At 65.6% G+C, this 12,755-nt stretch carries 11 protein-coding genes and 1 pseudogene; 5 read left to right on the top strand and 7 right to left on the bottom strand.

Annotated features, from left to right (window positions below; genetic code table 11):
• Positions 1-2: 2 nt before the first annotated feature.
• Genes nadC through nadA form a run of 3 tightly spaced genes read right to left on the bottom strand, consistent with a single transcriptional unit; the run spans position 3 to position 3,447 of the window.
• Positions 3-869, bottom strand: coding sequence for a carboxylating nicotinate-nucleotide diphosphorylase (gene nadC, locus B4400_RS16105; protein WP_078312043.1), 867 nt, complete (start codon positions 867-869; stop codon positions 3-5).
• Complete coding sequence (locus tag B4400_RS16100) at positions 863-2,422, bottom strand: L-aspartate oxidase (RefSeq protein ID WP_078312042.1); 1,560 nt, start codon at positions 2,420-2,422, stop codon at positions 863-865. The genes nadC and B4400_RS16100 overlap by 7 nt, the downstream gene beginning before the upstream one ends.
• Entirely contained in the window at positions 2,419-3,447 is a 1,029-nt protein-coding gene (nadA, locus tag B4400_RS16095; RefSeq protein ID WP_078312041.1) for a quinolinate synthase NadA, read from the bottom strand. Before nadA ends, B4400_RS16100 begins: the two co-directional genes overlap by 4 nt.
• Before the next feature lie 83 nt (positions 3,448-3,530).
• On the opposite strand from nadA, the gene B4400_RS16090 reads away from it, so the two are divergent.
• Together B4400_RS16090 and B4400_RS16085 are read left to right on the top strand one after the other, a co-directional pair.
• Complete coding sequence (locus B4400_RS16090; protein WP_078312085.1) at positions 3,531-4,250, top strand: NUDIX hydrolase; 720 nt, start codon at positions 3,531-3,533, stop codon at positions 4,248-4,250.
• A 64-nt stretch (positions 4,251-4,314) separates the two neighbouring features.
• Positions 4,315-5,637 (top strand): lipase family protein, encoded by a 1,323-nt coding sequence (locus B4400_RS16085; protein ID WP_078312040.1) that lies wholly within the window; start codon positions 4,315-4,317, stop codon positions 5,635-5,637.
• 6 nt (positions 5,638-5,643) lie between these two features.
• Here the strand turns inward: B4400_RS16085 and B4400_RS16080 are convergent, their stop codons facing one another.
• Positions 5,644-6,180, bottom strand: a complete 537-nt coding sequence (locus tag B4400_RS16080) for a TetR/AcrR family transcriptional regulator (RefSeq protein ID WP_078312039.1) — start codon at positions 6,178-6,180, stop codon at positions 5,644-5,646.
• An 80-nt stretch (positions 6,181-6,260) separates the two neighbouring features.
• Here B4400_RS16080 and B4400_RS16075 point away from each other — a divergent pair.
• Positions 6,261-7,483, top strand: a pseudogene (locus tag B4400_RS16075) (FAD-dependent monooxygenase).
• Positions 7,484-7,641: 158 nt separating this feature from the next.
• Complete coding sequence (locus B4400_RS16070) at positions 7,642-9,333, top strand: hypothetical protein (protein WP_078312038.1); 1,692 nt, start codon at positions 7,642-7,644, stop codon at positions 9,331-9,333.
• Here B4400_RS16070 and B4400_RS16065 read toward each other — a convergent pair.
• Positions 9,330-10,250: a LysR family transcriptional regulator gene (locus B4400_RS16065; RefSeq protein WP_078312037.1), complete on the bottom strand. Its 921-nt coding sequence runs from the start codon at positions 10,248-10,250 to the stop codon at positions 9,330-9,332. The two genes, B4400_RS16070 and B4400_RS16065, sit on opposite strands and share 4 nt — an antisense overlap.
• Positions 10,251-10,316: 66 nt before the next feature.
• Here B4400_RS16065 and B4400_RS16060 point away from each other — a divergent pair, with 66 nt between their 5' ends.
• Positions 10,317-11,813 (top strand): malate:quinone oxidoreductase, encoded by a 1,497-nt coding sequence (locus B4400_RS16060; protein ID WP_078312084.1) that lies wholly within the window; start codon positions 10,317-10,319, stop codon positions 11,811-11,813.
• On the opposite strand, the gene B4400_RS16055 is transcribed toward B4400_RS16060, so the two are convergent.
• Together B4400_RS16055 and bsaP are read right to left on the bottom strand one after the other, a co-directional pair.
• Positions 11,797-12,516 carry a DUF2567 domain-containing protein gene (locus B4400_RS16055; RefSeq protein ID WP_078312036.1) on the bottom strand — a complete coding sequence of 240 codons (720 nt, stop codon included), beginning with the start codon at positions 12,514-12,516 and terminating at the stop codon, positions 11,797-11,799. The genes B4400_RS16060 and B4400_RS16055 overlap by 17 nt on opposite strands.
• A complete protein-coding gene (gene bsaP / locus B4400_RS16050) occupies positions 12,513-12,740 on the bottom strand; it encodes a biotin synthase auxiliary protein BsaP (protein WP_139360283.1) in 228 nt (75 codons plus the stop codon). The genes B4400_RS16055 and bsaP overlap by 4 nt, the downstream gene beginning before the upstream one ends.
• Between the last annotated feature and the right edge of the window lie 15 nt (positions 12,741-12,755).

The raw sequence follows: 12,755 nt of genomic DNA, 5'->3' as shown, positions 1-12,755 counted from the left end.
GATTACATATCCAAACCGATGTCGAGCACCCGGGCGGAATGCGTCAGCGCACCGACCGCAAAGTAGTCGACACCCGTCTTGGCGTACGCCGCGGCCGTTTCGAGCGTAAGTCCTCCCGAGGACTCCAGCTTGAGCTGGGGAGCCTGAGCATCGCGGCGCTGCACGGCAACCTGGGTCTGCCAGACGGGGAAGTTGTCCAGAAGTACCAGCTCGGCACCCTCGGCCATGACCTCGTCGAGCTGTTCGAGCGAGTCGACCTCGACCTCACATTCGATGTTCGGTGCCGCCGCCCGGACCGCGCGCAGCGCGGCCACCACCGAACCGGCGGCCACCACGTGATTGTCTTTGATCAGTGCGGCATCGCCGAGACCGAGGCGGTGGTTCACGCCGCCTCCGGCACGAACCGCATACTTCTGCAGGAGTCGTAGTCCCGGCAGGGTTTTGCGGGTGTCGCGGATCTGCACGTGAGTACCGTCGACCGCGTCCACCCAGGCAGCCGTCGTGGTCGCGATGCCCGAGAGATGACACACGAGGTTCAGCATGGTGCGCTCGGCGGTCAGCAGATCGCGTGTGGGGGCGGTCACCGTGAGCAGCGCCGTCCCGGTACCGACCCGAGTGCCGTCAGTGAGACGATTCTCCACGCGGTAATTCCCGGCGCCCACCACCGCGTCGAGAACGATGAGGGCGATATCAACTCCAGCGATCACACCGCCGGATCGCGTCACCATCGCGGCGGTGCATTCGGCGTCGCCGGGCACGGTGGCCTGACTCGTGAGATCGGGGCCATAGCGCAGGTCTTCTTCGAGAGCACGCTGGACCACCGAACGTGCCTCGGCGAGTTCGGTTTCCGTCAGGTTCGTGGTCAACATGGCACCCCAGACGGTAGCGCAACCTCGCATCCGTCGGCGTCCCGGCGCACCGGAAGACTGATGGCAAAATCGGGGTCGGTGCCGGGCCAATCCGAGCGGGCATGGCAGCCGCGGGATTCGGTGCGCGCCGCCGCCGCGGCGACCACGGCGGCAGCGGTGAGGGTCAGCGCGGCGTCTTCCACCTCGAGCGGAGTCGATGTCGGCACCGCGGCGCACGAACGCAGCTCGTCATCAAGCTTTGCGAGCCCCTCGGCATCACGCAGTACGGATGCCCAACGGCTCATCGCGGCCTGAAGCCGCCGACGGTCGAGACGCGGTTGCGCATCATGATGCTCCCCGCCCATGGCCGACCGCCCAGTCACCTGCGCGGCAGCCTCGCCCGCACGCCTGCCCACTACGAGGCCTTCCAATAAACTATTGGAAGCCAGCCGGTTTGCCCCGTGCATCCCGGTACGCGCGACCTCGCCCGCGGCGAACAAACCAGCGATCTCCGTCCGGCCATAGGGATCGGTGACGACCCCGCCACAGCTGTAATGCGCCCCGGGTACCACGGGGATGAGCTGAGCCGTCGGATCGATACCCGCCGCCGCACAGGCGGCGGTGATGGTGGGGAATCGGCCCGCGAAATTGTCGATCGTGCGCGCGTCGAGATAGACGCACTGATCTCCGGTCTCGCGCAGCCTGCGGGCGATCGCTCCGGCCACGATGTCGCGCGGCGCCAGATCGCCCATGGGATGTACTCCGGAAGTGACCGAATCCCCACGGGCGTCAACAAGAGTGGCTCCCTCGCCGCGGACCGCCTCACTGATGAGGGGCCGGCACCCGCTGGCCTGCGCGGCATGCAGCATGGTCGGATGAAACTGGATGAACTCGATATCGGCTACCGGCACACCCGCGCGCAAGGCCAGTGCGACTCCGTCTCCGGTTGAGCCCTCTGGATTGGTGGTGGCCGAATACAGATGCCCGAGGCCGCCGGTAGCCAGAATCACGGCCCCGGTACGGATCACGCCCAAGCCGTCAGCGTTTCGGACGACCACACCGCCTACGCCGTCCGGCCCGATGAGGACGTCGTGCACCACATGACTCCGACGGATATCGAGCATCGCCGCGGCGTGATCGAGTGCCCGCTGCACTTCCGCACCGGTCGCATCGCCGCCGGCATGGATTATCCGGCGGGTGCTGTGTCCGCCCTCGCGTGTCAATGCCCATTGTCCGGAATGTGTTTCGTCGAATCGGGCGCCGTCGGCCACCAGATCGCGCACCGCGCGATAACCATCCGACACGATGGAGACCACCGCATCGACATCGCACAGACCGGCCCCGGCGCTCAGCGTGTCACGGACATGAGCCTGTACCGAATCGTCCGTGTCGGGCAGTACGACCGCGATACCGCCCTGGGCGAAATGCGTCGCGGTAGAGCCGATCTTACTGAGTACCAAGACCTTTCGCCCGCGTCGGTGCGCGGCGAGCGCAGCCGCCAATCCGGCGACACCCGCACCGACGACAACCACATCTGCATCAGTGCTCCAGGTGGCTCCCGCGGGCAGCGTCATTCTCCGCCGCCGGGCTGTCCGATCTCGATCATCCGCTGCACACTTCGCCGCGCCAACCGCGCGGTTTCCGGGTCCACATGCACCTCATCGCGACCCTCCACGAGGCAGCGCAGCATCGCCGCAGGGGTGATCATCTTCATGTATGTGCACGAGGCTCGGTCGTTGACCGCCAGGAAGTTCACGTCGGGCGCCGCCTTACGCAGCTGGTGCAGCATGCCGACCTCAGTGGCCACCAGCACCTCCCGCGCGCGCGTTTCGCGAGCCGCGTCGAGCATTCCGCCCGTCGAGAGGATCTTCACCCGATCGTCGGGCACGGCACCCTCGCCGGCGAGGTACAGAGCCGATGTCGCGCACCCGCATTCGGGGTGCACGAACAGCTCGGCATCCGGGTGTGAACGTGCCTGCCCGGCAAGTTCCTCACCGTTGATTCCGGCGTGCACGTGGCACTCGCCCGCCCAGATCTGCAGATTCTGGCGACCCGTCACCCGCTTGACGTGTGCGCCGAGGAACTGATCCGGGCAAAACAGCACCTCACGGTCCGGGTCGATCGACGCGACGACGTCGACGGCATTCGAGGAGGTGCAGCAGATGTCGGTGAGCGCCTTCACGGCCGCGGTGGTGTTGACGTACGAGACCACGACCGCGTCGGGAAATTCGGCCTTCCATTCCCGCAGATCGTCGGCGGTAATGGAATCGGCGAGCGAGCATCCGGCGCGCTGATCCGGGATGAGCACCGTCTTGTCCGGACTGAGGATCTTGGCCGTCTCGGCCATGAAATGAACACCGCAGAACACGATGGTGTCCTCGGGCGCCTCGGCGGCAATGCGGGAGAGCGCCAGCGAGTCGCCAACGTGGTCCGCCACGTCCTGGATCGCCGGAAGCTGATAGTTATGCGCGAGCAGTGTGGCGCCGCGCTGATCGGCCAACCGGCGCACCTGCTCGGCCCAACGGGCGTCGCCCTCCACACCGGTGTATCCACCGGGGCCGTCGATCACGCCGTCAAGTAACACGTCAGCTGCCGTCATGGCCGCCTCCTCGCGCCCTCGGGTCTCGGTCGGCTTTCGGGCTGCGTTTGGCCAACCGAGGTTTTCGACTTATGATCGAAAACATGGTCCATACTAGCACCGAGCACGAGGTGTTAGCCGTGGTGTTCCAAGTGCGTCACTTCAGCGACACCACAACCAGCACGAATAGCCCTGCGCGCGTGCCTGAGCTCGCCGTGCTGCTGTGGCAGCGCGCACTCGAACCGCACCACGGCGCGTGGGCTCTCCCCGGTGGCCAAGTCCGGGCCGACGAGGACCTCCCCTCCTCCATCCGCCGGCAGCTCGCCGAGAAGGTGGACGTGCGTGAGTTGGCACACCTTGAACAGCTGGCCGTGTTCTCCGCGCCGAACCGCGTGCCTGGCCCACGCACCATCGCCTCGACGTTTCTCGGGCTCGTCCCCTTCCCCGCCACCCCCGAGCTGCCCGCCGACACCCAGTGGCACCGCGTGAGCGACCTACCCGCGATGGCCTTCGATCACCACGTGATGGTCGCGCACGCACACACCCGCCTGGTTGCCAAGATGTCCTACACAAACATCGGATTTGCTTTGGCACCACAGCAATTCACACTCTCAACGCTCCGTGACATCTACTGCGCGACGCTGGGATATCCCGTCGACGCCACCAACCTGCAACGTGTGCTGGTGCGGCGCGGAGTGCTCACACCGACCGGGACCACCGTGCGATCCGGCCGCAGCGGTGGCCGACCCGCGGCGCTCTACCGATTCACCGACGACCGGTACCGGGTCACCGACGAGTTTGCCGCACTGCGCCCTCCGGGATGAGAGGACTAGCCTCTTAGAGTCTCCTTAGGGTATGAATGCCGGGGACCTTGAAGGGAGCGCAGGCATGGCACCCCACGACCTGGCTATATCCGATGACGTCAAGTGGATCGGCGAACCGGCTCATCAGGACATTGAGCGCGGCGCTCGCCCGCTGCTGCCCACCGAGGATCCGTTCTACCTCCCGCCTCTCGGCTTCGAACACGCCGCGCCGGGCACCGTGCTGCGCACCCGGGATGTCGAAATGGCGTTCCTGGGCGTGATCCCCCAGCGTTTTACCGCGACACAGCTGCTGTACCGCAGCAATGACCTCCATCAGCGCGCCGACGCCGCGGTCACCACGGTGCTCACGCCCACCGGCACCGACCCGGCGGCAGCGGTTCCGATCGTGTCGTATCAATGCGCCATCGACGCCGTCACGGATCGCTGCTTTCCCTCATACGCCCTGCGGCGGGGCGCACACGCGCTCGGCTCCTTCGCGCAGTTCGAACTGCTGCTGATCGCGGCGCTCCTTGCCCAGGGCTGGGCCGTGTCCATACCCGATCACGAAGGCGTCGACGGCATCTGGGGAGCCCCGGAGGAGCCGGGATACCGGACGCTCGACGGACTTCGGGCAGCCCTGAACTGCGACAGGCTGGGACTGTCGCGGCATGCGCCTATCGGGCTATGGGGTTACTCCGGCGGAGGTCTCGCCACCGCGTGGACGGCGGAGGTCAGCGCGGACTACGCACCCGAGCTCACCATCGCCGGCGCGGTGCTCGGATCCCCCGTGGGCGACCTGGGACATACCTTCCGGCGACTCAACGGCGGACTGTTCGCCGCCCTGCCCGGCCTGGTTGTTGCCGCCCTATCGCATGTGTACCCCGGCCTTGAGCGCGTCATCGAGGAGCGCGCGACACCCCAGGGCAAGGAATGTCTGGGACGGCTCGAAGACATGCCGACCTTGCGGGCCATTGTCGCCATGGCCTTCAAGGACATGGATGATCTGGTGGACCAGCCACTGGACCAACTCCTCGAGACACCCGAGGTGCAGCACGTCTTCGACAGCATCAAACTCGGCAAGACGGTCCCCACCCCGCCCGTCCTGATCGTTCAGGCCGTGCACGACCAGATCATCTCGACCTCATGCATCGACGAACTGGCCGACAACTACCGCGGCGGTGGCGCCCATGTCACCTATCACCGCGATCTGCTCAACGAGCACCTGCTGCTGCATCCCATGTCCGCACCGATGTCGATGGCATGGCTGGGCGCACGTTTCAGCGGCCAGGCACTGCCGACGGCGCCGCGCCGTACGAGCTGGCCGCTGGCGTTCAAGCCCTCGACCTATCTCGGACTGCTCAAGCTCGGCTGGGTGAGCGCCAAGGTCGTGGGCGGACGTCCCCTCTAAGGACGCTCAGCTGTTCAGCGCGGCGATGGCGGCGTCCACCGCAGCCCTTTTTACCTGTCGATGCGACCGATCCGCGTATTCGATGGTGCAGTCCGACAAGCCGCCCAGGGCCACGGTTGCCCGGATCATCTGCACCCCTGACGGTTTCGCGCCCGCGAGCAAAGCGATCAGCTTGCGCCGCCATTCGATCATCCATTCACCCAGCTCGAACTGCCCCATGGTGGCCAGATCGCGCACGATGATCCCCATGACAACGCGGTGCGACCACAACACGTCGAAGTAGTCCTCGAGTAGTTGGCGGGTATCCCGAGAGCCGCTGGTAGCCAGAAACGCCTCCAGATCGTCCACCATCGGCTGCACGATGCTGCGCACCAGATCATCTCGCGACGAAAAATGGTAGTAGAGAGCGGGCTTCGTGATCTCCAGCTGGGCGGCGATGTCCTGCAGGCTGGTATTGCGCAGCCCATGTTCGGCGAAGAGATCCCGTGCTACCGCCTGGATGCGCTCCCTGGTGTTCGTCGCGCCGGGCGCCTCGGTGGCCATCGCCCGATAGTAGTCCCTGACTTTTCGGTCGGTAAGCAGTAAGCTCAATCTACTTACCGACCGTTAAGTAAGGAGATGGCATGCGAGTGCTCGTTTCGGGGGCAAGTGTCTCGGGCCCCACACTGGCCTACTGGCTCGCGCGCTATGGATTTGACGTCACGGTGGTCGAACGCTCCCCGGCTCCGCGCAAATCGGGGGGTCATGCCGTCGACCTGTTCAAGCCCGCGATGGACATCGTCGAGAAGATGGGGGTTCTCGACGAGATCGAGGCGCACAAGGTGGGCACCGACCTCCTATCGATCCGCCGCGAGGGCAAGCCCGGCCTGGTGGACCTCCCCGAGGCGCTGATCTTCTCGGCCGTGTCGCAGCGCCATGTCGAGATCATGCGCGACGATCTCAGCGAGATCCTCTATGACGCCAGCTCCCCCACCGCGGAGTACATCTTCGGAGACTCCATCACGGCGCTCACCGAAGACGACACGGGGGTGCATGCGACCTTCGAGCATGGCTCCGAGCGCCGGTTCGACCTCGTTGTCGGCGCCGATGGCTTGCACTCGAATGTTCGTGGGCTGGTGTTCGGTCCCGAGTCTGGCTATTCACACTGGCTGGGCGAGTACCTCGCGGTCGCATCGATACCCAACTACCTCGATCTGGCCGACCGCGCGGTGATGTTCCCGAGGGTCGACCGAATGGCGGGCATGTACAGCGCCGCTCAGCTCCCGGATGCGCGGGCGTTCTTCCTTTTCCGTACTCCCGAGCCACTGGACTATCACCACCGCGACATACCACGGCAAAAAGAACTCTTGCGGGACGTATACGCCGACTTCGGCTGGGAGGTGCCCCCATGCTCGCGGAGGTCGACGCGACCGACACCTTCTACATGGACTCCATTACCCAGCTGCGGATGACCACCTGGTCGAAGGGCCGCATCACGCTCGTCGGTGACGCCGGATACTGCCCCGGCCCGGCCGTCGGCGGAAGTACCAGCCTCGCCGTCGTGGGGGCGTACGTGCTCGCCGGGGAAATAGCGACCGCCGCAGGTGATCACACCCGCGCCTACCGCGCCTGCGAAGCGGCCCTGGGCGAGTACGTGCGCCGCAGCCGCAGCCTGGCTCTCACCGCGTCGGACACTCTGGTGCCCAAGAGCCGTGTCGGTTTGTGGACTCTTGTTCACGGCGCACGAATCCTTGGCTATTTGCCATCACCACTGGCTCGCGTTGTCTCCCGGATGGTCGCGGTGCGCGCACTCAATATCCACGACACCTTCGCCATCCGCGACTACCTGGGACTCGTCTGCCCCTAACTCATTAGCCAGGGTCCGGATCGGAAAGCGCGAGAACGTCTTTGGAGACGACGATTGCCGCGTTGCTGGACGGCACCGCCTCGTTGGAGTGGCCCGTTCACGCGTGAGCACCCCGTACGCTGACGTCCGGGTCGCTTCGAATCAGACAGAGGAGTGAGATGGACCGAACCGTCAGTCCCTTGTTCAAGACGGGTATGGCCGCTATCACCGCGACCGCCTTGGTCGTCGCTCCTACGGTGGTTCCGCGCACACCGCAGGCCCACTCATTACCCGATATCCGAACTGCCTCAGTTCGCCTGAGCTCGTTCGCATTCACGCCAGCGGCCAGCAACGCTCCGCTGAGCACGTTGCCTGCATTGAAGTTCCCGCTGCCAGCGGCGGCACCGGGGGCGTCGAGCGTAACGCTCAGTCCGCTTCGAATCGCGCCGATCGCCCGCCCCGGTCTCTCCGTGCAGCCGCGCTCGGCAACCGCCGAACCCCTCGCACCCACCGCCGCGCCGTCTCGGTCCAGCGCTCCCGCTGCGGCGGCCGCCGGACCCGCCGTGGCGAACTCCATCACCAACGGCATCGACCAGGCCTACCAATTCATCCAGTACTGGGTGGATTACGGCGTGGACCTCGCGCAGTGGGGCGCCGGATTCGTTCCCGTGATCGGCGGACTTGTCAGCGCGCAGATCGGCATCGTCTACGACAATCTCATTCGTCCGATAGCCAACAGCTTTGTCTACAACCTCGTCGACCCAATCATCAACGACCCCAGCTTCTCCAACATCGTCAACTCCTTCGGGCGATTCGGCGGCGACATTGTCAACTCCGTCATCAATTTCGCCTGGGCAGAAGCACGCTACTTCCTGCCGCCGTTGCCTCCCCTTCCTGGCGTGGCCCTACTAGCGGCGCCGGATGCCACCAGCGCGCTACCCACCTCCGCCCACGAGGCATTGGCGCCCTTCACCAAGGCGTTCAAGGATGCGGAAGCACACTTCGCGGAGGCACTGGGCCTGACGAAAGTCGATCAGAAGCTGACGAGCCTCGAAAAGACCGGCACCGCAGTGGAAACCACCGCGGGTACCGCGAAGGAGACCGTCCCGGGCACCGCTGTCGATACCCGGGAAACCAAGGACGCCAAGGGTCCTCAGGTACCGGGTCCGCAGGAAGCTGCCGAGAGCACGACGCCCGCCAAGGACAACGCCGTCGCCGTCGTCGACAAGGAAAAGAAGACCGACGCGAAGGCCGCGACCGATACCCAGGAGACGGCGACGGCAGGCAGCAAGGAATCGCCCAGGGATTCTCTCAAAGATTCCGTACCCATCGGTACGGTGACCGACACTCAGGGAACTTCTGGCGAAGCAGCCAAGGAGACCACGCAGGCGAAAGACACCGAGAGTGTCAAGGATTCGGCGAAGAACGACAAGTCGCCCACCGCGGCGACGACCAAGGATCAGGCGGACAAGCCGGTCAAGCAGAAGGTTCCCACGGCCAGCACCACCGAACACGGCACCATTAGCGCACAAGGCACCGTCCGCGGTCCCATTTCGCAGTCGACCACCGGACAAGCGGGGGCGTCCACGTCGGGCGCCAAGAGCCCAGACAACAAGACATCCGCTACCACGTCGACGGACGCCAAGGCCCCCGATACCAAGACAAAGGCTGCGGAGACTCAAGCGTCGGGCACCAAGGGTTCGGAGACGAAGACCTCCGGCACGAAGTCATCCGAATCCCAGAGTTCCGGATCCAAGTCGCCGAGCGCCTCTTCGACACACGACTCAACGAGCAAGTCCTCGGGATCGGGGAACGGCCCGTCGTCATCCGGCGGCGGGAATTCGAAATCGGGCGGCGGCAGCCACGATTAGGCGTCGCGCGTCTCGCCACTGTTGACAGCGGTCGGCGAGAAGTGCTGGAGCAAGAAATCGTTGAGGCGACGGGTGGGCGCCGCGCGGGTCGTGGTGCCCCAGGCGAGGGCAATGGAACGGTGGTGGCCTCTGCCCGCGAGCGGAATTTCGCGGATACCGGGCGGCCTGCGGTCATCATGAGGCAGGAGCGCGATGCCAAGACCGCGGCTGATGAGTTCGCGGATCGTGCCGAACTCGGTGACTTCAATGGCGATGTTTGGGCTGTATCCCGCTTCGCGGCACCACGTCTCGGTGAGCTGCCGGAGGTTGTAGCTGGGCGGGTTGGCGATGAACGTCTCGCCGGCCAGCTCGTCCAGATGTAGTTCGGCCGCCGCGGCGAGCCGGTGGTGCGCGGGTACTGCGACCTGAATCTGTTGGATACCGATCGTGGTGTGGTGCAGGCGCTCTGGCGCTGGGATTACGACAGCGAGGTCGAGATGGCCGGTCATCAGCTCGGCGCCCAGTTGGGATCCGTGCGCCTGCTTGAGGAGCACCCGGATGCCCGGATTCCGATGCCGGAAGGCGGCGAGCAGATCTGGGATATGGCCCGAGCCCATGGTGAGCGGGAATCCGAAACGCACCGTGCCGTGCTCTGGGTCCGCGTCGCCGGTGAGCTCGGCGAGTGTGCGATCGAGCTCGGCGAGAGGTTCACGCGCGCGGGCAGCCAGTCGTCGCGCCTCAGGAGTCAGCCGCACCGTCCTACCGTCGTGAATGAGCAGTGGCACCCCGAGCGCCGACTGCAGCGCGTGAATCCGCCGACTCATCGATGACTGTGGAATGTCCAGCGCGAGAGCGGCCTGCGTCATGTGCCCGTCGTGGGCGGACAGTTCCACCAGCGCCCGCAGTTGGGGAGCCAGCTGGGATGTCCATCGATCCATTATCGGATGATACTCCCGCAATCATTCATTGGACGGAATGAATGATTGCGGCGGATGGTGGACGATATGAGCACATTCTCGAAGACGCCAGGCCCCTCTCCTGACGATGCCGACGTGGTGTTGATCGGCGGCGGCATCATGTCCGCCACCTTGGGTTCGATGCTGTCGGTGCTGGAACCCGAGTGGCGAATTGTGCTGCTGGAGAGGGCCGATGCGCTCGCCACCGAGAGCAGCGATGCGTGGAACAACGCCGGTACCGGGCACAGCGGATTCTGCGAGCTCAACTACATGCCAGACCCCGGGGACGCCACGAAGCCCGCGGCGATAGCTCGCCAGTTCCACCTGAGCCGTCAGTGGTGGTCCTACCTCGCCGACAAGGGGCTGCTGCAACCCGATGCGTTCATTCACGCCGCCGCGCACATGGATGTCGTGTTCGGTCAGCGCGATGTCGACTATCTACGGCGTCGCTACGACACGCTGTCCACAGAGCCGATGTTCGCCGGAATGCGGTTCAGCGATGCCCCGGGCACCATCGAGTGCTGGGCGCCGCTGGTGATGCGCGGCCGCACGCCCGATGAGCCCGTCGCCGCTACCCTGCACCCCGACGGAACAGATATCGACTTCGGCGCCCTCACTCATGCGCTGACGCGCATCGTCACCGAGCGCGGCGGTCAGGTCCGCCTCGGCCATGAGGTGCACACACTCAACCGGACCAGCGACGGATCATGGGTAGTGCGCGGGACAAATCCTCAGGGCCACTTCACCATACGAGCGCGCAGCGTGTTCGTCGGCGCCGGCGGGCACGCACTGCGGCTGCTGCAACGGGCGCACCTCCCCGAGGTGCGTGGTTACGCCGTCCTGCCCGTCGGCGCCGCCTTCTTGCGCTGCGAGGATCCCGGCGTGGCCGATCAGCACGCGACCAAGGTGTATGGCCAAGCGCCCGTGGGTGCGCCACCGATGTCGGTACCGCACTTGGACAAACGCCTGGTTCGCGGCCGGCCGTACCTGATGTTCGGACCGTATGCGACCTTCAGCACCAAGCTGCTCAAACACGGCCGATGGGTGGACTTCTTCACCACGGTGCGGTGGCACAACGTACACGTGATCGCGGCCGCGCTCATCCAGAACCTCGCGCTCATCAGATACCTGATCGGCCAGGTAATAGCGGGTCCGCGACAACGCTTTTCACAGCTGCGCCGGTACTACCCCGCCGCCAGGCCTGGCGATTGGGAACTTGTCCCCGCGGGTCAACGGGCGCAGCTCATTACGCCCGACCCTCGACGCGTGGGTGTGCTTCAGCAAGGCACCGAACTCGTGATCAGTGCCGACGGCACCATCGCGGGGCTACTCGGCGCCTCCCCGGGCGCGTCCACCGCAGTCCCGATCATGCTCGACGCCCTCCAACGCTGCTTTCCCGAGCGATGGCACACCTCGTGGCAGACAACGATGGTCGGCGCGATTCCCGGCGCCGGGAACGTCAGCTGGGATCACGCGGCGGTGGCGAGCTCCGTGCGGGTGACCGCGTGCTCGCTGGGGCTCGAGGAGGCTACGCCGTCGAACTAGCGCCTTCCACAGGCGGAACGGTCGCGGGCGCCCGGTAGACGGGGACCTTCACCGGCGGCCAGGCATCGAGATCATCACGGGCACAGGCGACTACACAGAACATGTACGTGACCGCCGCCAGACACGGCGCCAGCGCGAGCGTGACCGCGATCTGGGCCGGCGTGTGACCGTAGAACACCGCGGGCGCCTCCACGACATACTTGATGCGATGCCCCTCATCGAGCTGGGCACCCGCGATATCCAGTACGCCATAACGGATCCGGACCAGTACCGCTCCGACACCCGCCGCTATTGCCGAGCCCGCCAGGGCACCTAAGGTGAGCGCGCCCACCATCATCGGGCCACGGTGCGACCGCCATTGCCAGGCTGCGGCAGACACGATCACCGCAACCACCGTGACCATCCCGATCAGCATGGTGGTCGCGATGAAGTAGTTGTCGGCCTCATTACCCAGGTGCACAAACACCCGGCCGTTATCGCGCGTATCGGCGATGGCTCCGTGCACACCCGGCGCGATGACGCCCCACAACGCTCCCACCAACGCCCCGGCGGCAGCGAGCCCGCCAAGCACGATCGCGGCCGCGCGAAGATGGGAAAAGCGCGGCGGTGCAACCTGATCCACGACATCCGAGGTCGCGCTCATCGGAACCAACGGCTCTTCGCTCGCGCTCATCGGAACCAACGGCTCTTCGCTCGCGCTCATCGCTGCTCAAGCTGCTTGGAGTCCGCCTCGCCATGTCGCGAGCATTTTGCGTGCCAGCCGTCCGGGCGCACCTGCACGATCATCCGCCGCCCACATGCCGCACAAAACCGCGGCGGCTCCAAGCCCAGTTGTGCCGCTGTCGGCACAAACAGTCCAGTCGACCCGTCCATCGATTCGCCGGTGTACACGTTGTACTTACCGGCGGCTACCGGTTCTGTACCCATCACGTACAGGCTATT

The sequence above is a fragment of the Mycobacterium sp. D16Q13 genome, assembly GCF_002013375.1.
Taxonomy (GTDB): Bacteria; Actinomycetota; Actinomycetes; order Mycobacteriales; family Mycobacteriaceae; genus Mycobacterium.
The sequence above is the reverse complement of the archived record's forward strand: the minus strand, read 5'-3'. Positions and strand labels throughout refer to the sequence as shown.